The sequence below is a fragment of the Paracidobacterium acidisoli genome, assembly GCF_003428625.2.
Taxonomy (GTDB): Bacteria; Acidobacteriota; Terriglobia; order Terriglobales; family Acidobacteriaceae; genus Paracidobacterium; species Paracidobacterium acidisoli.
On record NZ_QVQT02000004.1, the window covers coordinates 693,319 to 714,887 of the forward strand.

Here is a 21,569-nt window from a genome sequence, read left to right on the forward strand (position 1 = left end):
CAGGAAGAAAGCATGGCACACGGAAATAATGCGAAGAGCTTGCCCGCTGACCTGAGCGCGCCTGCGTTTGTTGATATCTGGCGCACACGCGCTCTGATCGCGGGAGTCGCCTTCCTGGTCGTCGCGGTCATTCTGGGCTTTCTCAGCGGAGATCACTGGAACCACTTCCTGCGCGGCTGGCTGCACGGCTTTGTCACCTGCTTCGGCTTCTGCTTCGGCGGCATGCTGCTGCTGATGACGCAGTATCTCTCCGGCGGCAAGTGGGGATACATCATTCAGCGCCCGCTCGAAGCCATGACCCGCACCTGGCCTCTGGTCTTCCTGATGTTCCTTCCCGTAGGCATCTTCGGCGCCTCCATGGGCAGGCTCTACATCTGGGCAAAGTACGCTGACTGGTCGACGGCGCTGAAAAATCACCTGATCACCAACGAACAGGCGCACGCCATTCGCTGGAAGGCGCTGATGCTCAACACCAAAGCCTTCTGGATCGCGACCATTGTCTGCTTCACCATCTTCGCTCTCTATATCCATCTGCTGAACAAGTGGTCGCTGCAGCGGGATGCCGACGCCGGGCGCGAGGGCAATGTCACCTACTGGCGAGTGAAGTTTGAAAACCTCAGCGGCTTCGGCGTTCTGCTCTACTCGGGGCTGCTCTTCCTGCTCGTCATCTACTGGGTTATGTCGCTTGATCCCACCTGGTACTCGACGGTTTACGGATTCCAGTTCCTCGTCGGCCAGGCCTATCAGGTGCTTCCGCTCGCCATCCTTACGCTGATGGCTCTTTCGAAGGCCGAGCCGATCAAATCGACCTTCCGGCTGATTGAGCAGCACGACATGGGCAAGCTCTGCTTCGCCTTCGTCATGCTCAACATGTACCTGGCCTTCGGCGCATTCCTGATCATCTGGTCCGGCAACTCGCCGGAAGAGATTCCCTGGTACCTGGATCGCATCCGCGGCGGATGGGGTGTAGTCGCTACCCTCGACGTCATCTTCCACTGGCTGCTGCCTTTCACGCTGCTGTTGTCCAGCGATCTCAAGCGCATTCAGAGCCGCCTTGCCGTCGTCTGCTACATCATGATCTTCGCCCGTATCTGGGACGTCTTCTGGCTCATCGAGCCTAACTTCCGCGATGCGGCCCGCAATCTGCACCTGAGTGTCGGCATCCTCGAGTACATCGCCGTTCCCGGAGCGCTGATCGCCTTCTGGATGGCTGCCTACTTCGCAGAGCTGCGGAAGCGGCCGGTGATCGCAACCAATGACCCGCATCTGGCGGAGATCCTGGAGCAGGAATATGTCCACGCTTGATCCCAGAGAGCATTACCATGAGCCTTCCGTGAAGGAGGGCTACGAAGTCACGGATGCCAACACCACCGGCATCATCGTCTTCTTGGTCGGACTGGCTCTTTCGATTGCGGTCTTCTTCTTCCTCTGCTTCGTTATGGGCAAGGTGATCAACCGCCAGCTTGAGGCGCATGACGGCCCGCTGAACAAGTGGAATGCGTCGACCCCCGGCGTCGCCTCCAGAAATCTGGAGTCGAGCCCGGCCATCGAGCAGCAGCAGCTGCAGCAGCTCACGCAGAAGTTCCCCGCGCCGCGCCTGCAGTCCGACAATGGCGACGGCGGCCAGGATCTTGCCGACCTGCACGATCGGGAAGACCTTCTGCTCAACTATTACACCTGGGTCGATCGCTCCCAGGGAACAGTACGCATCCCGATCGATCGCGCCATGCAGCTGATCGCGCAGTGGGGTCTTCAGGTTGCGCCGCAAAGTCAGGCGACGGAGCAGCTGATGAGCGGCGATAGTACACCGGTCGTCGAGATGCCGCTGACCAACGGATTCGCGCGAACCGGATATGAACAGCAGGAGCACGGGCCTTCGGAGCTTGCCGGAGAGCAGGCATCGAGCCACGCGAATAACCGGTAACCCGGGCAGCGAAAGCACTCCCGGTGATCGTCAGGTCCGGCTCATCGGACTCCGATGCTCACAGATGCGCCGCAAGGTGGCGCAGCAAAAACGAATAGCATAGAAGGCAGAGCAATGCAGAGCGGGAAAACAATACGGAAGGGAAGCATGCACGGCGGTTGCGCATCATTGCTGCGGCTGCCGCTCCTCTGTGCGCTCGCCGGACTCTGCCTGGTCTCGGGCATCGCCTCCGCGCAGGTCGCTCCCATTGGCGAAAAGCAGATGGGCCCTATTTCGACGACGCAGCCTGCCGACCTCAAAAAGATTTCCGTTACACAGAAACTCAACACGCTCATCCCGCTCGATGGCGTCTTCCGCGACGAGAACGGAAAGACCGTTCATCTCGGCGACTACTTCGGACATCGTCCGGTCATCCTTTCTCTGGTCTACTACCAGTGCAAAATCCTCTGCCCCGAAGAGATCAATGGTCTGGTCGGCGCGCTGGAGATGGTAAAGTTCAATCCCGGTAAAGATTTCAACGTAGTTTTTGTCAGCATCGATCCGACCGAGACCCCGCAGATCGCCTCTCGTGAGAAGGCCGTCTACATGCAGCGCTATGGGCGTCCAGGGACGGAAAATGGCTGGCACTTCCTGACCGGGAATGCGGCTTCGATCCGGCCTCTCGCGAATGCCGTCGGCTTTGGCTATACCCCGATGGAGGGCCCCGACGGAAAGATGACGCAGTTCGCGCATGCCAGCTCCGTCGAACTGCTCACTCCCGAAGGCCGTCTCTCTCAGTACTACCTCGGTGTTGAGTTTTCACCGAAAGACCTGCAGCTCGGTCTCGTCGAATCTTCGCATGACCGGATCGGTTCGCCGGTCGACAACATTCTCACGTATTGCTACCGTTACGACCCGCAGCTCAATCGGCACAGCCTCATCATTGCCCACATTGTGCAGCTGGGGTGCCTTCTCACGGTTTTACTTCTCGGTTCTTATATGGTGGTCATGTTCCGGCGTGACCTGAAGCAGTCGCGCACGATCACCGGAAAACTGGCGAACGGATAAAGGGAACGATGCATTTCATCAGCCCGGTACTTTGGCAATTTCTGATTAAGTGGCTCACGAACTTCGCGATCTTTCCGCCGGAGGCGTCCCGCATCGCTCCCGACGTGGACGCGTTCTACTTCTATCTGATCGGCATCTCCGTCGTGGGCCTGGTGATCGTTGGCCTGCTCGTCGGTGTCTTCTCGGTGCGCTACCGTAAAGAGCGGAACCCCGAGGCAACGCAGATCGAAGGTTCCACGCTGCTTGAGGCTACCTGGACGATCATTCCGCTCGCGCTCTTTATGGTCTCCTTCGTCTGGGGCGCGCTGCTTTATTTCCGCATCTACAATCCGCCGACCAATGCGATGAATGTCTACGTCGTCGGCAAACAGTGGATGTGGAAGGTCGAGCATCCGGGCGGCCAGCACGAGATCAACTCGCTGCATGTCCCCATCAATCGGCCCGTGCAGCTCACCATGATCTCGCAGGACGTCTTCCACAGCTTCTCCATTCCCGCATTCCGCGTGAAGCGTGAGGTGATTCCGGGCCGTTACTCGACCGTCTGGTTTGAGGCCACCGCTCCCGGCACCTATCACCTCTTCTGCACGCAGTACTGCGGTACGCTTCATTCGCAGATGATCGGCCAGGTCGTCGCCATGACGCCCGACGACTACCAGGCCTGGATCTCGGGCTCGACCAGCGGCACCTCGCTCGCGCAGAATGGCGAGCGCCTCTTCGCCGCACTCGGCTGCAACTCCTGCCATAACGGCACGCCGAACGCACATGGCCCGTCTCTGGCCAACGTCATCGGATCGCAGGTGCAGCTCGCAAACGGTACCTATACCACCGCCACGGATGCCTTTGTTCGCGATTCCATTCTTAACCCCACGCTCCATCAGGTCGCCGGCTACGCGCCCATCATGCCCACCTACCAGGGACAGGTGAGCGAGGAGGGTCTGATCTCCCTCGTCGAGTACATCCGGCGCCTTGATTCGAATTACCGCATCGATCAGACACTGAACGTCAGTGAAACCGGCGCCGGTTCCGACGCAGCCCCGGCCTCCGGCACGTCCACATCCACCGCTTCAGGGATGGTGAAACAATGAGTACAATCGTCAGCCTTCCGGATCAAAGTACTGCAACTCTGCCTAAGGTGTCCTATCTCAACAAAGAGTATGGACTGAAAAGCTGGCTGCTGACGGGGGACCACAAGCGCATCGCGATCCTGTATCTGATCTCGATCACTTTCTTCTTCTTCATCGGCGGAGCGATGGCCGGCCTTATCCGGCTTGAGCTTCTCACGCCTGCCAGCGATCTGATGGCCGCCGACACCTATAACAAGGTGTTCACCATGCACGGCATCATCATGGTCTTCCTGTTTCTGGTGCCGTCGGTGCCTGCCACCATCGGGAACTTCCTCATCCCGATCATGGTCGGCGCAAAAGATCTGGCCTTTCCGAAGATCAATCTGCTGAGCTGGTATCTCTACATCGCGGGCGGCATTCTGCTGATGACCGCGCTCATCTCAGGCGGCGTAGACACCGGCTGGACCTTTACCACTCCGCTCAGCACGCATTACCTGAATACCCATGTGATCACGGCCGGGCTGGCCGTCTTCGTCGCCGGATTCAGCTCGATCTTCACCGGCCTCAACTTCATCGTCACCATCCATCGCATGCGCGCCCCAGGCATGACCTGGTTTCGCCTGCCGCTCTTCGTCTGGTCGCACTATGCAGCTTCCATCCTGATGGTTCTTGGCACCCCGGTCCTGGCCATCACCCTGGTTCTGGTCATCCTTGAGCGCACCATCGGCATCGGAGTCTTTGATCCCGCCAAGGGCGGCGATCCGCTCCTCTTTCAGCACCTCTTCTGGTTCTATTCGCACCCTGCCGTGTACATCATGATTCTTCCCGGCATGGGCGTCATCTCCGAGGTCATCAGCACCTTCTCCCGCAAGCGGGTCTTTGGATACACCGCCGTCGCCTTCTCATCGGTCGCCATCGCCGTCTTTGGCTTCTTCGTCTGGGCGCACCACATGTTCATCATGGGTGTCTCGAACTATTCGGCTCTGGTCTTCTCGCTGCTGACCATGCTCGTTGCCGTTCCCTCCGCCATCAAGATCTTCAACTGGGCTGCAACCCTGTATAAGGGCTCCATCACCTTTGAAACGCCGATGCTCTACGCCTTCGGCTTTATGGGGCTTTTCACCATCGGCGGCCTCACCGGCGTCTTCCTCGGCTCGCTCGGCATGGATATCCATCTGACCGAGACCTACTTCATCGTGGCCCACTTCCACTTCGTCATGGTCGGCGGCATGCTCATGGCCTACCTTTCGGGTGTGCACTTCTGGTGGCCCAAGATGACCGGTCGCATGTATCCGGAAGGTCTCTCCAAGCTGGCAGCCGTAACCACCTTCATCGGCTTCATTCTCACCTTCTTCCCGCAGTTCATTCTGGGATATCTCGGAATGCCGCGCCGCTATGCCGCCTATCCTCCCGAGTTCCAGGTGCTGAACGTCTTCTCGACCGCCGGCGCCAGCGTTCTCGGAGTCGGCTATCTGCTGCCGCTGCTCTATCTCACCTGGTCGCTCAAGTACGGAGCGATCGCCGGGGCGAATCCGTGGCAGGCAACCGGCCTTGAATGGCAGATTCAGTCGCCGCCGCTGACCGAAAATTTTGTAGAGACGCCGATCGTCACTCACGAGGCTTACGACTACGAGTGGCTGGCACACAAGACCGAACACGACGAGGTGGAGACCGTTGGATAGCCACGCACTTGCCGCCCAGACCTCCGAAACAGGGCACATCGAACACGCGCATCCTCCGCATCTGCGCCACCACTTTGAAACAGTGGAGCAGCAGCGTGAGGCTGCCAGCTTCGGAATGTGGCTCTTCCTGCTCACCGAAATCATGTTCTTCGGTGGCCTGTTCTGCGCCTACCTCATCTATCGCAACTGGTATTACCCGGCTTTCGTGGTCGGCAGCCATCAGCTCAAGATCTGGGCCGGCACCACGAATACCGGGGTGCTGATCGGCTCCAGCTTCACTATGGCTATGGCCGTGTACAGCTCGCAGGTGCGCAATCGCGCGGCGCTCATCGGCTATCTGCTTCTTACCATCGTTCTGGGCACGGTCTTTCTTGGGATCAAGGGTTACGAATGGCATGACGAGTGGGAGCATCACCACGTTCCGGGTCTGAACTTCAGCGTCTCCGACTTCGTTCATACCAGCGCCGCCTATCCGGAGGACAAGCCCCTTCCGCTCGATATGGCGGAGAAGACCCAGGTCTACTTCTCGCTCTACTTCGCCATGACAGGCATGCACGCGCTGCATATGATCATCGGCGTTTCGCTGCTCATCATTCTCCTTGCTCAGGCGTGGGGCGGTGCCTACACCGACGGTCACATGACCACGATAGAAAACTTCGGGTTGTACTGGCACTTTGTCGATATCATCTGGATTTTCCTGTTCCCGCTCCTGTACCTGATCAGTCGTCACCAGTAGAGAGGATCGAACTTCGATGTCTGAACCGACGCATCACGAACAGCACATTGTTACGCCGAAGATTTACCTCATCATCGGCGCAACCCTTCTTGTGCTCACCGGAGCCACCACCGCCATCTCCTATGTCGAGCTCGGCGTCTTCAACGCGGTCGTGGCGCTTGCCATTGCCTGTATCAAGGCCTCGCTGGTGGTGCTCTTCTTCATGCACGTGAAGTACAGCTCCAAACTCACGAAGCTGACCGTGGCCGCCGGCCTCTTCACCTTTCTCGTGCTCATCACCATGACCATGACCGACTACATCAGCCGCGCCTGGGGCCTCTGGTAAGGTATTCCAGCCTGTTGCGAAGGGCGGCCATGCGCCGCCCTTTATCTTTCTCGGCCTGCCTTATCGCGGTTCCACAGCGCCGGTTCTTTGCGCGCCGTCTGTGCCACAGATCGCAATTCTGCATCTACACTGCAGACACGCATGGCCGACCCCGCACATCAGGATCTGCTGCCTGACGCCCTGCAGCGTCTTGCCGATAACCCCCGCGTCACCGTTCGGCGCTCCGGCCCACCTCGCAAAGAGGGCAAATGCATTGCCTGCTGGATACAGCGTGCCCAGCGTGCGCTCGACAATCCCGCACTTGATCTTGCGATCGCTCTCGGCAATGAGCTCGACCTTCCCGTTGTGGCCTTCTTTGCTGCAATCTCGAATTTTCCCGGCGCCAATCTCCGCCACTATCGTTTTCTGAATCAGGGCCTGCCTGATCTCGAAGAGGATCTCGCGGAGCGCAATGTGTCTTTCATCGTTCGCCGTCCTCCGCACAATAAGCTCGAAGCCTTTCTCGCCGAAGTCGGCGCGGCCATGCTCATCGGTGATGAAAATCCCTGCCGCGAGCCGGAGCGCTGGCGCCGCATCATCGCACAGCGGCTGCATATCCCGTACTGGACCGTCGATGCCGACGTCGTTGTGCCCTCGGAACTCTTCCCGAAACACTTCTACATGCTGCATCACATGCGCCCGAAGCTCCTCGCCGAGCTGCCGAAGTATCTCGTTCACACACCGGCCATCAAAGCCCGTAAAGAATGGCGCCGCCCCCGCGGTCTTGAATCCTTTCCTGTAAAGGACGACATCACGCACGGCTGGCGCAGTCTCGACCGCTCCATCGCTCCCGTCGATACCTTCACCGGAGGCACCCACGCCGCCCTTCACCGTCTGCAGCACTTTGTCACGCATTTCCTGGCCGATTACCCGAAACAGCGCAATCATCCGGAAGCAGATGGCACCAGCCGCATGTCGCCCTGGCTGCACTTCGGGCACATCAGCCCGCTTACCATCGCGCTCGCCGCAGAAAAAGCGCATCGGGAAGGGAAGGCGCCGCGCGCCGCAGTCGACAGTCTCCTGAATGAGCTCATCGGCTGGCGTGAGCTTGCCGTCAACTTCGTCAAACACGTGCCGGATTACGATTCCATCGAGTGCGCGCCGGAGTGGGCGCAGAAGACGCTTCGCGAACACGCTCGCGACAGGCGCGATCCCTCTTATACTCTCGCGCAGATGGAAAAGGGCAGAACACACGACGATCTCTGGAACGCCGCGCAGTTGCAGATGATCCATCATGGCTGGATGCACAATTATCTGCGTATGTACTGGGCCAAGAAGATCCTCGAGTGGTCTCCCGGTCCTGCGCAGGCATGGGAATACGCCGTCATCCTTAATGACAAATACGAGCTCGACGGGCGCGATCCCAACGGCTACGCCGGCATTGCCTGGGCCATCGGAGGCGTGCATGACCGTCCCTGGTTCGAGCGTCCCGTCTTCGGAACAGTCCGTTACATGTCCGGTGCCTCCACCGGCAAAAAGTTCGACTCGAAAACATATATCCGCCAGATGCTCTCTTCCACCGCAAATGAGCCCGGAAGCGAAGACGCATCGACGCCCTCGCTTTTCTGACGAAAGTAATGTTTATTGTCCGGCTCGCTCCGGAAATAATAGCCCTGCCAATCCATAGATAAGCGTTGTCGGGTTATCTCGTGTGCTGCTCGCTTCGGTACAGGCAGACGGGCCAATCCGCGTGTGCGTCAGTGCAAAGCTCCGTCTGCTCCGGGAAAGTGCCCCCATTCCCTGAGTGCCGGCACAGCCGGCTGCCCTGCGCCGAAACAGGAACCCTGCGGGGGAGCAGCGGCTGTTCGGAATAGGTGTGTTGCATTGAGTGTGCATGGGTACAGGCATGGAATATCGGCAGTCACACTGTGTTTGCTCGTCGCGCTGACCCTGCACGCGCAGCAATCCACCTCATCGTCGTTTGGCATCGTGCCGCACCAGCGCCAGCGAATCGCCAGGCACGTCGCCGAGCAGTTATCTTCCCGTCATCGAGCATCGGCTCCGTCCGGTAAAAGTCTTTATTCCGCCACCGCCGCCATCCCTCATCCGCGGCCGCAGAACACGCCGTTTACGGCCGCATGGCAGCCGCTCGGACCTGACCAGATCAGCACAGCACGCTATGGCCTGCTCACCGGCCGCGTCACCAGTCTCGCCGTCGATCCCTCCGACACCAGCGGCAATACCGTTTACGTCGGTACGGCCGGCGGAGGCGTCTGGAAATCCACCAACGCCACCGCTACGCCTGCCGGCGTCAGCTTCACGCCGTTGACGGACACTCTCAGCGTCTTCACCTCCACGACGGATGTCTCGCTCAGCATCGGGGCTCTCACCGTGCAGCCACACGGCACGGGCATCATTCTCGCCGGCACCGGCGATCCCAACGATGCCGACGATTCCCAGTACGGCGTCGGCATTCTGCGCTCCACAGACAACGGCCTCACCTGGTCCGTCATCCCGCAGACTACCGATCTGATGTCCGGCGTCCCGCAGTACTTCAGCTTCATCGGCAGCGCCTTCGCCGGCTTTGCGTGGAGCACCGCAAATCCCGGCCTCGTCGTCGCTGCTGTCACTGATTCTCCGCACGCCGCCGAGGTCAACATCAACTCCTCCGGCAGCAATATCCTCGGTCTCTATTACTCGCAGGACTCCGGCCAGACCTGGAAGTTCGCCACAATAGAAGACACTTCCACCAGCATCATTCAGTCCGACCAGATCAATCTCAGCGGCAACGGCAATGCCGCAACCTCCGTCGTCTGGAACCCCATCCGCCAGGCCTTCTTCGCTGCCATCCGTTATCACGGCTATTATGAGTCGACCGACGGCATCACCTGGACCCGCCTCGCCAACCAGCCCGGAGTCGATCTCAACGATCCGGCAAAGTGTCCGGCTAACTCCGCAGGCACAGGTTCCGTCGCCTGTCCCATCTTTCGCGGCGCGCTCGCCGCTCAGCCTGTCACCGGCGATCTCTTCGCGCTCACCGTCGACGTGAATAATCTCGATCAGGGGCTCTGGCAGGATGCCTGCAACCTCATCTCCGGCATCTGCGCGTCCAGCACCGTGGAGTTCGCCACGCAGCTTGCCGACCAGGCCCTCGACACCAGTTCCACCGATACCACCATCCAGCAGGCCGACTACGATCTCTACCTCGCCGCTGTTCCCGCGCAGCAGGACACGCTCCTCTTCGCCGGTACTGAGGACATCTATCGCTGCAGCCTCGCCAACGCCTGCGCCTGGCGCAATACCACCAATGCCCTTGGCTGTGCCGCCGCACAGGTCGCGCCCGCACAGCACGCCATCGATGCCACCATTCCCGGTATCTACGCCGCCAGCGGCTCGCCCGGCACCAGCGGCCTGCTCTACTTCGGCAACGACGGCGGGCTCTGGAGAACCACCGACGATGTCAGCCAGCAGGACCCCGTCTGCTCTTTTGACGATCCCAGCCACTTTCAGAACCTCAACTCCGGCCTCGGCTCACTCGCCGAAGTACCCGGCCTCGCCGGCGATCCCTCCGTACCGCAGACCATGCTCGCTGCCCTCGGTGGTCTCGGCACCGCTGCAACCACCACTGCATCGAACACCTGGGATCAGGTGCTCGACGGAGAGGGAGACAGCACTGCCATCGATCCGTCCAATCCGTACAACTGGTATGCCACCTCGCTCTTCGGCGTTGGCATTAATCTCTGTACGCACGGTTCTTCCTGCGATACCTCCGGCTTCCCCACGCAGCCCGTCATCGGTCCCGCTCAGGTCAGCCCCACCGGCGATCCCAATCAGAGCGATGCCGGTCAGCAGACCATTCCCGCTCCGTGGATACTCGATCCGCAGAATCCTGCGAACGTCATCCTCGGCACCTGCCGCATCTGGCGTGGCGCCGCCAGCGGCTCCGGCTGGAGCGTGAACAGCCTCCTCAGCTCCATGCTTGACGGCGATGGAGGCCCATACTGCAACGGCAACGCTGAGATACGTTCCCTTGCCGCCAGCGGGCACATCACCGATGCTCCCGGCACGCCCGAGACGATCTACGCCGGCATGTCCGGCCTTTTCGACGGCGGCTCAACAGCGCCCGGTCATCTCTACGCTGCTTCCGTCACCAGTTCCTCCACGCCGGCCACCACCACCTGGACCGATCTCTACAACTCCCCCGTCACCAACGACGCGAATAACGGTGGACAGTTCAACCCCAACGGCTTCGATATCTCTGACATCTACGTCGATCCCCACGACCCCTCCGGCAACACCGTCTATGTCACCATCGAAGGCTTCTCCACCCTCGGCTTCAGCCAGCCGCTCATCTACATGTCCACCAGCGGCGGCGCTTCGTGGACGAATATCCAGAGCAGTCTCCCGCCTGCGCCGGTCAACGGCATCCTCGTCGACCCCAACAGCGCCGGCACCGTGTATGTTGCAACCGATATCGGCGTTTACGTCACCACAAATATTGCGAGCTGTTCGCAAACCCCATCCCAGTGCTGGAGCGTCTACGGCTCCTCGCTGCCCGGCTCTCCGGTGCTCGGCCTGACGGCATTTAATGCCGGTTCCACCTCCGTGCTGCGCGCCGCCACCGAAGGCCGCGGTATCTGGCAGATCAATCTCGTCACCGCCGGCACGGCCGTTACCACCGCTACAGCTTCGCCATCCTCGCTCACCTTTGCCGGCCAGACCGTTGAAACCGTCAGCGCCGCTCAGCCTGTAACCATCACCAACACCGGCTCGCTCACGCTCAACATCTCTTCTGTTTCCGTCTCCGGCGATTTTCTCGAGCAGGACACATGCTCCGGCCAGGCCGTCCCTCCGTCGGCAACCTGCACTGTGCAGGTCTCCTTCGATCCCACAACCACCGGCCATCGCGCCGGCACACTCAGCATCGCCGGCAACCTCCCCGGCGGCCAGCTCACCGTCTCTCTCTCCGGCACCGGAACCACCTCCGGCGTTATACTCCTGGCGCCCGCTTCCATCGCCTTTCCGTCCACGCTCGTCGGGTCCCCCTCCACCGCGCAGAGCGTCAGCATCTCCAATACCGGCGGCCAGAGCGTAACCCTTACCTCCGAGGCCGCCACCGGCGACTTCGCCATATCTGCGAACACCTGCTCCGCCTCACTCAGCGCCGATACCGCCTGTGCTCTGAGCATCACCTTTACTCCCACCACCACCGGTACGCGCACTGGCACGCTGACCGTTACCGACAACATCGGAACACAAACCATCACGCTCACCGGAACCGGCCAGACCGCGCCCACCGATACCCTCTCGACCGCATCTCTCAGCTTCGGAACGGTCCTCATCGGGGCCTCCAGCACGGCTCAGCAGATCACCCTCAGCAACACCGGCACCCAGTCGCTCAACCCCATTACCGTTCAGGTCAGCGGCGACTTCAGCTCCACCAACAACTGCGGAGCGTCGCTTGAAGGCAATGCCAGCTGCGCCATCGCCGTCACCTTCGTCCCCAAAGCCAGCGGAGCGGAAACCGGCTCCGTCACCATCACCGACCCACTCCGCACCCAGTCCGTCGCGCTCTCCGGCACAGGGGTTGCGCCACCCACCGACACGCTCTCGCCTGCTTCATTGATCTTCCCCGGCCAGCTCATCGGCACCACCGCTGCCGCCGAGCCCATCACCATAACCAACAGCGGCGATCTCCCGCTCACCAGCATCGGCCTCAGCGTCACCGGCGACTTCGCGCAGACCTCCACCTGCGGCGCAACCCTCGCCGCTCACTCTTCCTGCACCATCTCGGTGACCTTTACGCCGCAGATCTCCGGAGGCGACACCGGAACCCTCACCCTGGTTGACGCTCTCCACACGCGGACCATTCCTCTCTTCGGCATCGGAGAAGCGCCCGCGACCGATACCCTGTCCGCCGCTTCTCTCACCTTCCCCGGCCAGCTCATCGGCACCACCAGCTATGCGCAGCAGGTCACGCTCACCAACAGCGGCGATCTCGCGCTTACCGGCATTGTCCTTTCCGTTCATGGCGACTTCGTGCAGACAGGCACCTGCGCCGCCACGCTCGCGGCTCATACAACCTGCGTCGTCTTCGTCACCTTCACGCCGCAGCACAGCGGTACCGAGACCGGAACCCTCACTCTCGCCGACTCCATTCATTCGCAGACCGTCTCACTCACCGGAAGCGGCGAATCTCCCGGAGCCGACACGCTCTCGCCTGCCGCGCTCACCTTTGCCAGCCAGACCATCGGCACCACCAGCGCTCCGCTGCAGATCACGCTCAGCAATAGTGGTGATGTGGCTCTTACCGGCATCGTGCTGGCCGTCAGCGGCGACTTCACGCAGACCACTACCTGCGGAGCCACCCTCGCCGCCGGCTCCAGCTGCGCCATCTCCGTCACTTTTTCCCCCTCAGCCGCCGGAACCCGCTCCGGAACACTCATCGTCGCCGACACCACGCGCACCCAAACCGTCCCGTTGACCGGAACCGGCATCGCGCCCTCCATCGACGCTCTCTCTCCCTCCTCGCTGCTCTTCGCGCCGCAGCAGACAGGTACCACCAGCGCCGCGCAGCAGGTCACATTCACCAACAGCAGCTCGCTCCCGCTCAGCGGAATCTCCCTCGCCATCAGCGGCAGCTTCACACAGACCACCACCTGCGGAGCCACCCTCGCCGCCGGCTCCAGCTGCACCATCTCCGTCGTTTTCGCTCCCAATGCGCCCGGCAATGCAACCGGAACCCTGATCGTGACCGACAGCACCCGCGTGCAGATCGTCTCGCTCACTGGAACCGCCATCAGGCCTCCCGGGCTCGGCGCCTCGCCCGCATCCATTGGTTTTGGCACCATTCTTTTTGGCGCTGCCGGATCTACCCAGACCGTCACCCTGACCAATACCGGCGGTACTCCGCTTGCCGGGCTCAGCTACTCCGTCGGCCCCGGCTTCACCCTGGCCCCGGGCAACTGCGGAGCAGCGCTTCCGCTCAGCGGAGTCTGTCAGCTCACCATCACCTGGGCGCCCACCGCAGCCGGTGTATCGACCGGAGCCCTGACTGTCGCCTCGCCCAATCTCTCCACGCCCGTGGCCGTCTCGCTCTCCGGCTTCGCGCAGGACTTCACCCTCCAGGCCGGCACTGCGGCCCCGATTACCAGCGGTCAGACGGCGAGCTTCCAGATCACCGTCAACGGCGTCAGCGGCACCTCGGGCACCGTCTCCGCAAGCTGCACCGGTGCGCCGCAAAATGCCGCCTGCGCGCTCAATCCCTCCACCGTCTCCTTCACCGGAACCAGCGGCGGATTCATCACCGTCAGCGTCGCCACCGGAATCGGCAGCTCCGCCGCCCTCCGTCCCACTGTTTTCCATCCTTTCGATCGCTGGAAAGACTATGGCTTTGCGCTTGCGCTTCTGCTTCCCATCGGCTGCTTCGGCCTCAAGAGAAAAAGACTCGCGTGGCTGGCCGTGATCCTTGCCGTGCTGGCGCTTCCTGTCGCCTGTGGCGTCGGCGTCACCAAAGCAGGAAGCACCGGTCCTGGTGCATCCCAAAACGCCACCCCGGCCGGCACGTATACGCTCACGGTGACCGCGTCCATGTCCGGCCTGCAGCACAGCACAACGCTTACCCTTACAGTCGAATAACTCAGGCAGGCGGCCGCATACCCCGATCGTCTACCATAAAGACGAGTCATCCCGTGAAAAACAGCCTCCGTATCGTCTTTGTCCTTGTCCTCGCCTGTCTTCTTTTCCACCCCCGGATGAGCAGCGCCGAAACCGGGCAAACCATCGAGATTCACGCTAAAAAGTACGCCTTTGTCCCCGCTGAAATCACACTCAGGCAGGGACAAACCGTCACTCTCCTCCTCGTCACCGACGATGTGGATCACGGCCTCAGCGTTCCCGGTCTCGGCATTCAGGCCGACATCCTCAAAAAGCAGCCGGCCCGCGTCGTTGTTACGCCCACGCAAACCGGTGATTTTCCCGGCGTATGCTCACGCTTCTGCGGCCTCGGCCACAAGAAGATGCAGCTCATGATCCACGTTGTGCCGTAGCATCGTGCCGGCTCCGTCCATACATCCTGAAAGTGAAATGCTCTAAACTGTCCCAAAGCGCCTGTTCAGAGTAAAAACGTCATGACCGATTCCGAACGAGTTTCCCTCGAAGACGTCCGCCGCGTCGCGGAGCTGTCCAGCCTCGAGCTGACCACCGCCGAAGAGCCCCACATGCGTCGCGACCTCAACGCCATCCTCGATTACGTCGCCCAGCTCAACGAGCTTGACACCTCGCAGGTCGAGCCCATGGCTCAGGTCGCCGAAGTCCTCGCCGCTTCGCAGGAGGAGATCAACGTTCTGCGCCCCGACTCTGTCGTCCCCTGCCTCGACCGCGCGCAGGTGATGGTCTCGGCGCCTGAAACCGACGGCGTCTTCTTCAAGGTTCCCAAAGTGATTGAGCGATAAGATTTTCGGAAAACACACCATGACCGTATCCGCTTCCGCCGTACATACAGAAAAATCCATCGGCCAGATTCGTTCCGCCCTCACCTCCGGTGAAGCGAAGGCCGGCGACATCGTCCGGAACACCCTCGCCCGCATCGAGGCGGAAGACGCGCGCATTCACGCCTTCCTCAGCGTCAATCCTGACTACACGCTGGCCCAGGCGCAGCGTATCGACGATCTCGCCGCAAGCGGTGCTTCGCTGCCGCCTCTCGCCGGCGTTCCCATCGGCATCAAGGACGTGCTCACCCTCGAAGGCTTCCCCGCAACCGCTGGCTCGAAGATCCTCGAAGGCTACCGTCCGCCCTACACCGCCACTGCAGTCCGCAGGCTCGCCGATGCCGGAGCCGTCTTTGTCGGCAAGATCAACTGCGACGAGTTCGCCATGGGCTCTTCGAACGAAAACTCCGCCTACGGTCCGGTCCGTAACCCGCACGATCTCGACCGCGTCCCCGGCGGGTCCAGCGGAGGCTCCGCCGCCGCCGTCGCCGCCGGCATGGCCACGGCCACGCTCGGCACCGACACCGGTGGCTCCATCCGCCAGCCGGCATCGTTCTGCGGAGTCGTGGGCGTTCTGCCCACCTACGGCCGCGTCTCCCGTTACGGCCTCATCGCCTTTGCCTCTTCGCTCGACCGCGTCGGACCCTTCGCAGCGACCGTCCGCGACGCAGCCGCCGTCCTCGGCGTCATCGCCGGCCACGATCCCCTCGACGCGACCTCTTCGCCTCTGCCCGTGCCCGACTACGCCGCCGCTCTGGATGCGACGACAGGCGTCGCCGGTCTGCGTCTTGGCGTCCCTTCCGAGTACTTCGCCGAAGGCCTCGACCCCGAAGTGCGCGCCGCCATCGACTCCGGCATCGAGCAGCTCCGCGCCGCCGGAGCCGAGATCAAACCCATCTCGCTTCCGCACACCCGCTACGCCGTCCCGACCTACTACGTCATCGCCACCGCCGAGGCCAGCGCCAATCTCGCCCGCTTCGACGGCGTCCGTTACGGCCTGCGCGCGCCTGAATCAAACACCCTCTCGGCCATGTACCGCAAAACCCGCGACCTAGGCTTCGGAGCCGAAGTCAAGCGCCGCATCCTGCTCGGCACCTACGTCCTCAGCGCCGGATACTACGACGCCTACTACCGTAAAGCCCAGCAGGTTCGCCGTCTGCTGACCGACGACTTCCTCGCGGCCTTCCGCGAAGTCGACGCCATCATTACGCCTGTCGCGCCCACTCCCGCCTTCCGTCTGGGTGAGAAGACCGACGATCCCGTCTCGATGTATTTGGCCGACATCTACACCGTCACTGCCAGCCTCGCCGGCATCTGCGGCATCTCGGTGCCATGCGGAAAGTCGAAGACCGGCCTTCCCATCGGCATGCAGATTCTTGGAAAGCACTTCGACGAATCCACGCTCTTCCGTGTCGCTCAGATCGTCGAAGGGTTCCAGGGCTAACCGGAGCTGCGCCGTGTCCACTCTGGCTTCATCCGCAGGCGAATCTGTGTGCGCATCTTCGCGAAAGATCGCCTGGTCCGTCTGTCTTTCCTGTCTGCTCGCCTCCGCCTGTCTGTTTATTCTCCTCGGGCACAAGCCGCTCGCCGACTGGGACGAAGCCATCTATGCCGGCGTCTCGAAAGAGATGCTCAGCGGGCACTTTTTCTCGCCCACATGGCGTTCGCAGCATTTTTTTGAAAAGCCGCCGCTTTACATGTGGCTTACTGCGATTTTCTTCCGGCTCTTCGGCATCACGGAGTTCTGGGCTCGCGCATCCTCCGCCCTTGCCGGAGTCGCCATCGTCGGCATACTCCATGGTCTTATGGCGCGTGCACGTGGTCTGCGCGCCGCATGGCTCGCCACCCTCATCCTGCTCACCATGAAGGGCTTTGCCCATGCGGCCCGTGTCGGAGAGCTCGATCAGCTTCTTACCCTCGGCTGCTGCCTTGCTCTCTGGGGCATGCATCGCCTCCGCGGCAGCAATCTCTCCGGCTGGTATCTCGTCTGGACCGGCTTCGCCATCGCCGTCATGACCAAAAGCGCCGCGGCTGTCGTTATTCCCATCACTCTGCTTGTGCTCATCGTCTGGGAACGCTGGCCCCCTGCTGTTTTCGGCAAAGCCTTCTTCGCCGGAGCCGCTCTCTTTCTCGTGCTCGCCGCGCCCTGGCACCTATATATGTGGCATCAGTATGGAGCTGTCTTCTGGCGTGAATACCTCGGCGTTCAGGTCTTCTCGCGCTCCACGATGCAGCTGGACCGCCACGTCAATCCGCCCTGGTTCTACCTCAACGTGCTGGCCATCTATGCCATGCCCTGGCTCTTCCTGCTTCCGTTTGCCATCGTGAAAGGCTTTCAGAAGAAAGAGCTGCGCGAGTTTCTGATCTTTGCCTTCGTCGTTCTGGGATTGTTCACCGTTGCAAAGACCCGGCTGCCGCAATACATCGTGCCCGTTTATCCCGCGCTGGTCATCCTGATCGCTGACTGGATCTATCTCTGGTTCACCGCAGCCGTCGAGCCCGCCCGCCGCGTCCGGCGCTTTGGATACGGCGTCGCCTTCGGCATCGTGGCGCTGCTTGCCTCCGCTCTGCTTGCCCGGCCCGCCGCAAAACATCTGCCCGGAAGGGAAGCGACCGACCCCGGTGAAAAGGACGCTCAGTGGCTCCTTCCACTTCTACGTTCAGAATCCAGCCAGAGCTACATTCCGCCTATCCTCCTCTGCATGGATGGCGACTGGTTTCCGCTGCCTGCAGCTGTCTTTTACGTAAAGCAGCCGCTTCAGCAGGTCTACATCCGGCAACGGCCCGATATCAGCCATGAGGCGCATCTCTATTACGACGATCCCCGCCCCCTGAACCGCTACGTCGACGCCTCGCCTCGCCTCGTCGTCATGGATCAAAGCGAAACCAGCGCGCTTCCTGCCAATATGGTATTTCAGCAAATCCGCCAGAATGGCCGGCTCGTTATAGGTACGATCGCACTGCGATCGGGTGTCTCCCGCTAAGGAATCGTCCCCGGCTACGTCTTTCGCCGGTCACCCCGCGACCGGCCGGTAATATCGCTCTTCCGGATACGCGCAGCCCAGGCACAACGTTCTTCCTTCACGCCGGACAAATCGGTCGTAGTTGATCCCCTCACCGCACGCCGCGCAGGCAATGCGCTCTCCCTTGTAGCCTGGAAACTCCTTCGCCTCCAAAGTCACCTCGACCCACTCTTCGTGAAACAGATCCGCATCGCTCAGTTCGCGATAGGCGCGCATCTGCTGCTGATTTTTATTCTCGATCTCCGGATATATCTCCCGCGCCCTCTGCTTCGATGACTCCAGTGCCGCCACGCGAATCGCCCGTCCGCTCTGCACATCCACGAAAGTGGCCGCCATCTTACCCCAGTCGCGGAACTTCAGGGCCCGCTTGCCCAGTCTGCATCCCGTCACCACGCCAATCGCGTCCGTGGCGCAGCGGTCGATCTCCACAAAGGTCACCAGCCGCTTGCGATCCCTCCCGCGCGGCTCCTCGATGCCCAGCCGCTCGCAGCCCAGCATGGCCATCCGTACGCCGAGAATCTGTCCCGCGCACAAATGCCCATGCGCCGTCTCGGCCTGCCGCAGCAGCTCGTCAAAGGACTCCATAGCCTGATGCTACTCCGTGTCCCCCGCATCGCCATCCTCCACCAGCGCCGCCGAAGAGCCCACCAGGTCGAAGCTCACCGCCTCGCCTCCCGTCGCCTGAAAGCGGATGCGCAGCGGCTCCCTTTGCCAGACCGCATCCGCGCAGGCCGGACTCGCATGGCCGTCACCCTCCCACGCCGCCAGCTTCTTCGACAGCAGCGGTTTGCGTACGTCAATCTGAGCTACCACCGCATACAGTTGTTTGCCGCTTCGATTCAGTCCGCAATAGGCGGCATAATCGCGAAACCACACCACATCCGAAACCGCGGAATCGAAATCCGGCAGATGCAGCGCCGCAATTTTGCCCGAGCTCCGATCCACCATCAGCCACGGACCTCTCTGCCACACCCAGTGCTCTTTTTTATCCGTGGGCAGAGCATCGTTCAGCCGCACCGCCCGGCGCACCGTGAAGCTTCGCTGCGTCACATCGTGTGCCTCGCCGGTTGTCCATTCTTTTACCCTGCCGTCCACGACCAGCGGACGAACCTTCAGCTCGGTTTCCCCCGGCCGCGCACCCGCCGGATCGCCCTCGGCCGAATACACCTCCTGCCGCACCGCTCCAAGCGCCACACTATGGCCCTTCTTCGCTGCAGCGCCGAACGACATATCCGGCGCGCCCAGAACGCACGCCAGCACCACAAGTGCCGGAATCGCGCCTGCAAAGCCCATTTTTTTCAGGAACATGTCAGAAGGCTAAGGAGAACAGGCCTTCCGCAAAAGGTCACAGAAGTAATAACTAAATCATGAAAGGAAGCAATAAATCAGGAGGGAAGAGATACCGAAGTCGAACGGTGGTAAAGAATCTCCGCGCTGACCGTCGTCACGGATTTTCCCGGAGCAGCATTGCCGGCAGTCGTTTTATTACTGACGTAATACCAAACGAACCATCCCAGTCCGGCCAGCAGCACCAGCAGGACGCCCACACCGGCCCAGCGCAGCCGCACATCAGCCCGCGAGGTGTCTTTCAGCCGGCTCTTGCTCACATTTTCAGCAAACTGAATCCAGTTGGCGTCGTCATCCTTCAGCTGCCCGCTGCCCTGGTATGCGGACATAAACCGGCTCACCCACGCGTCTTCGTCGATGCCGACCACACGCGCGTAACCGCGGACGATCCCTTTATTGATCACCCCGCCAGGAAGCTGATCAAAACGCTCCTCTTCGAGCGCCAGCAGATGCCTGCCGCTGATCTTGGTCGCGTCCCTGATCGATTCGAGCGCTATCCCGCGGGATTCCCGCTCTCTGCGCAACTCTTCGCCGAACTGACTCATGATGCCATCTCCCCAATCAGTAACGACAATGGGGATTACCTTTTACCATAGAACCCTGCTGCCGCCCAGTCAAAGAAAAAGTGCCTTATCCCTTTCCTTTCATGGCACTGGGCGATATCAAAGTAACGTAAAAGCCGTTCAGAGCCGGTTATCGGCACGCCTCCGAAAGACTTGAGACTTTAAATTCCGCCTCCGCCGCCTTTGCTACACTTCTGGAAGGCTCTCCGTCGGCAGGTCTTCCTGCGGCCGCCGCCTTCTCCGGCATGAACAAGCTCATTCTCGGCAATATCCTTCACCGGCCTCTCCGCACCGCGATCAGCGTCATCGCCGTCGCCATCGAGGTCGCCATGATCCTCTCCATCGTCGCCATCATGATCGGACAGGTCAGCGGAGCCAGCAGTCAGACCGGCGGCATCGGAGCCGACATGATCGTCCGCCCCCCCAACGCCAGCTTCATCAGCTCGGTCGGCGGCGCCCCGGTACCTGCAAAAATTGCTGAAGTCCTCCGTAAGCTGTCCCACGTCGCTGTTGCTGCTCCCGTTATTACCAATCTCAGTACCGCCGGCGCGGTACAAACCATCTGGGGCATCGACTACGAGAGCTACAACGCTCTCAAGCCCTTCGTCTTCGTCAGCGGCACGCCCTTTCAGGGACAGGGCGACGTCATCGTCGACGACCTCTTCGCGCGCTCCGGCAAAGGCCACCACATCGGCGAAGTCATTCAGGTGCTCAACCATCCCTTCCGCATCTGCGGTATCGTCGAGCACGGCAAGGGTGGACGCCTCTTCCTGCCCATCCACGCCCTCGGCACCCTGCTCGGAACGCCCGACAACGCCTCACTCTTCTACATCCGCAGCGACAATCTCAAAAATCAGGAAGCCATCCGCCAGGAGATTCTCTCCACCGCCGGTCTCGGCCAGTATGAAGTCCAGACCATGCAGGAGTGGATGTCCCTTATGACGCCCGAGCATCTGCCCGGCTTCAACATCGCCCTCGACGTCATCATCTCCATCGCCTTCATCGTCGGCTTCCTCGTCATCTTTCAGTCGATGTACACCGCGGTTCTCGAGCGCACCCGCGAAATCGGCATCCTCAAGTCGATGGGCGCCTCAAAGGCCTACGTCGTGAATGTCGTCCTGCGCGAGGCCGCCGTCGTCGCCATCGTCGGTATTATCCTCGGCATCGGCGTCACGCAGCTCATTCATCTCGGCATGAGTTACAAATTCCCTACGCTGCCCTTCATCATCGGTCCCGCGTGGTTCCTGCGCTGCATCGTCATCGCACTCATTGGATCGGTGCTTGGCGCGCTCTATCCGGCCTGGAAGGCCTCCAGCAAAGATCCCGTCGACGCCCTCGCTTACGAATAGCGGAACTCGTTGCAGCTCGATCGCCTGCGCAATCCATTGCG

At 61.2% G+C, this 21,569-nt stretch carries 17 protein-coding genes; 14 read left to right on the forward strand and 3 right to left on the reverse strand.

What is annotated here, in order from left to right; all coding sequences use genetic code 11:
* Positions 1 to 12 precede the first annotated feature (12 nt).
* From D0Y96_RS14060 to D0Y96_RS14120, 13 genes are all read left to right on the forward strand, one after another.
* On the forward strand, positions 13 to 1,305 hold the full coding sequence (locus D0Y96_RS14060; protein WP_117300903.1) for a hypothetical protein: 1,293 nt from the start codon (positions 13 to 15) through the stop codon (positions 1,303 to 1,305).
* Positions 1,292 to 1,924 (forward strand): hypothetical protein, encoded by a 633-nt coding sequence (locus D0Y96_RS14065; RefSeq protein ID WP_117300905.1) that lies wholly within the window; start codon positions 1,292 to 1,294, stop codon positions 1,922 to 1,924. Before D0Y96_RS14060 ends, D0Y96_RS14065 begins: the two co-directional genes overlap by 14 nt.
* Before the next feature lie 147 nt (positions 1,925 to 2,071).
* Positions 2,072 to 2,971, forward strand: coding sequence for an SCO family protein (locus D0Y96_RS14070; protein WP_117300907.1), 900 nt, complete (start codon positions 2,072 to 2,074; stop codon positions 2,969 to 2,971).
* Positions 2,972 to 2,979: 8 nt separating this feature from the next.
* On the forward strand, positions 2,980 to 4,056 hold the full coding sequence (gene coxB / locus D0Y96_RS14075; protein WP_117300910.1) for a cytochrome c oxidase subunit II: 1,077 nt from the start codon (positions 2,980 to 2,982) through the stop codon (positions 4,054 to 4,056).
* The gene (gene ctaD / locus D0Y96_RS14080; RefSeq protein WP_117300912.1) at positions 4,053 to 5,717 is read left to right on the forward strand and encodes a cytochrome c oxidase subunit I; all 1,665 of its coding nucleotides are present in this window, start codon (positions 4,053 to 4,055) and stop codon (positions 5,715 to 5,717) included. Before coxB ends, ctaD begins: the two co-directional genes overlap by 4 nt.
* Complete coding sequence (locus D0Y96_RS14085) at positions 5,710 to 6,453, forward strand: cytochrome c oxidase subunit 3 (protein ID WP_117300914.1); 744 nt, start codon at positions 5,710 to 5,712, stop codon at positions 6,451 to 6,453. Before ctaD ends, D0Y96_RS14085 begins: the two co-directional genes overlap by 8 nt.
* 16 nt (positions 6,454 to 6,469) lie before the next feature.
* Positions 6,470 to 6,778, forward strand: coding sequence for a cytochrome C oxidase subunit IV family protein (locus D0Y96_RS14090; protein ID WP_117300915.1), 309 nt, complete (start codon positions 6,470 to 6,472; stop codon positions 6,776 to 6,778).
* A 141-nt stretch (positions 6,779 to 6,919) separates the two neighbouring features.
* The gene (locus D0Y96_RS14095) at positions 6,920 to 8,386 is read left to right on the forward strand and encodes a deoxyribodipyrimidine photo-lyase (protein WP_199480297.1); all 1,467 of its coding nucleotides are present in this window, start codon (positions 6,920 to 6,922) and stop codon (positions 8,384 to 8,386) included.
* A 303-nt stretch (positions 8,387 to 8,689) separates the two neighbouring features.
* Positions 8,690 to 14,395: a choice-of-anchor D domain-containing protein gene (locus D0Y96_RS14100; protein WP_117300917.1), complete on the forward strand. Its 5,706-nt coding sequence runs from the start codon at positions 8,690 to 8,692 to the stop codon at positions 14,393 to 14,395.
* A gap of 53 nt (positions 14,396 to 14,448) precedes the next feature.
* The gene (locus tag D0Y96_RS14105) at positions 14,449 to 14,805 is read left to right on the forward strand and encodes a cupredoxin domain-containing protein (protein ID WP_117300919.1); all 357 of its coding nucleotides are present in this window, start codon (positions 14,449 to 14,451) and stop codon (positions 14,803 to 14,805) included.
* Positions 14,806 to 14,886: 81 nt separating this feature from the next.
* Positions 14,887 to 15,210, forward strand: coding sequence for an Asp-tRNA(Asn)/Glu-tRNA(Gln) amidotransferase subunit GatC (gene gatC, locus D0Y96_RS14110; protein ID WP_117300921.1), 324 nt, complete (start codon positions 14,887 to 14,889; stop codon positions 15,208 to 15,210).
* A gap of 19 nt (positions 15,211 to 15,229) precedes the next feature.
* Positions 15,230 to 16,690, forward strand: a complete 1,461-nt coding sequence (gatA, locus tag D0Y96_RS14115; protein ID WP_117300923.1) for an Asp-tRNA(Asn)/Glu-tRNA(Gln) amidotransferase subunit GatA — start codon at positions 15,230 to 15,232, stop codon at positions 16,688 to 16,690.
* 13 nt (positions 16,691 to 16,703) lie between these two features.
* Complete coding sequence (locus D0Y96_RS14120) at positions 16,704 to 18,230, forward strand: ArnT family glycosyltransferase (RefSeq protein WP_147325071.1); 1,527 nt, start codon at positions 16,704 to 16,706, stop codon at positions 18,228 to 18,230.
* Positions 18,231 to 18,260: 30 nt separating this feature from the next.
* On the opposite strand, the gene D0Y96_RS14125 is transcribed toward D0Y96_RS14120, so the two are convergent.
* From D0Y96_RS14125 to D0Y96_RS14135, 3 genes are all read right to left on the reverse strand, one after another.
* A complete protein-coding gene (locus tag D0Y96_RS14125; RefSeq protein ID WP_117300927.1) occupies positions 18,261 to 18,854 on the reverse strand; it encodes an FmdE family protein in 594 nt (197 codons plus the stop codon).
* A 9-nt stretch (positions 18,855 to 18,863) separates the two neighbouring features.
* The gene (locus D0Y96_RS14130; protein ID WP_117301121.1) at positions 18,864 to 19,562 is read right to left on the reverse strand and encodes a hypothetical protein; all 699 of its coding nucleotides are present in this window, start codon (positions 19,560 to 19,562) and stop codon (positions 18,864 to 18,866) included.
* A gap of 92 nt (positions 19,563 to 19,654) precedes the next feature.
* On the reverse strand, positions 19,655 to 20,161 hold the full coding sequence (locus D0Y96_RS14135; RefSeq protein WP_117300929.1) for a helix-turn-helix domain-containing protein: 507 nt from the start codon (positions 20,159 to 20,161) through the stop codon (positions 19,655 to 19,657).
* A 263-nt stretch (positions 20,162 to 20,424) separates the two neighbouring features.
* On the opposite strand from D0Y96_RS14135, the gene D0Y96_RS14140 reads away from it, so the two are divergent.
* Positions 20,425 to 21,528: an ABC transporter permease gene (locus D0Y96_RS14140; protein ID WP_117300931.1), complete on the forward strand. Its 1,104-nt coding sequence runs from the start codon at positions 20,425 to 20,427 to the stop codon at positions 21,526 to 21,528.
* The last annotated feature ends 41 nt before the right edge of the window (positions 21,529 to 21,569 follow it).

Coding starts and splice junctions, on each gene's coding strand:
- D0Y96_RS14140 (WP_117300931.1), top strand. CDS start 20,425: ATGAACAAGCTCATTCTCGGCAATATCCTTCACCGGCCTCTCCGCACC.
- D0Y96_RS14070 (WP_117300907.1), top strand. CDS start 2,072: ATGCACGGCGGTTGCGCATCATTGCTGCGGCTGCCGCTCCTCTGTGCG.
- D0Y96_RS14090 (WP_117300915.1), top strand. CDS start 6,470: ATGTCTGAACCGACGCATCACGAACAGCACATTGTTACGCCGAAGATT.
- D0Y96_RS14060 (WP_117300903.1), top strand. CDS start 13: ATGGCACACGGAAATAATGCGAAGAGCTTGCCCGCTGACCTGAGCGCG.
- gatA (WP_117300923.1), top strand. CDS start 15,230: ATGACCGTATCCGCTTCCGCCGTACATACAGAAAAATCCATCGGCCAG.
- coxB (WP_117300910.1), top strand. CDS start 2,980: ATGCATTTCATCAGCCCGGTACTTTGGCAATTTCTGATTAAGTGGCTC.
- D0Y96_RS14125 (WP_117300927.1), bottom strand. CDS start 18,854: ATGGAGTCCTTTGACGAGCTGCTGCGGCAGGCCGAGACGGCGCATGGG.
- gatC (WP_117300921.1), top strand. CDS start 14,887: ATGACCGATTCCGAACGAGTTTCCCTCGAAGACGTCCGCCGCGTCGCG.
- ctaD (WP_117300912.1), top strand. CDS start 4,053: ATGAGTACAATCGTCAGCCTTCCGGATCAAAGTACTGCAACTCTGCCT.
- D0Y96_RS14095 (WP_199480297.1), top strand. CDS start 6,920: ATGGCCGACCCCGCACATCAGGATCTGCTGCCTGACGCCCTGCAGCGT.
- D0Y96_RS14130 (WP_117301121.1), bottom strand. CDS start 19,562: ATGGGCTTTGCAGGCGCGATTCCGGCACTTGTGGTGCTGGCGTGCGTT.
- D0Y96_RS14135 (WP_117300929.1), bottom strand. CDS start 20,161: ATGAGTCAGTTCGGCGAAGAGTTGCGCAGAGAGCGGGAATCCCGCGGG.
- D0Y96_RS14065 (WP_117300905.1), top strand. CDS start 1,292: ATGTCCACGCTTGATCCCAGAGAGCATTACCATGAGCCTTCCGTGAAG.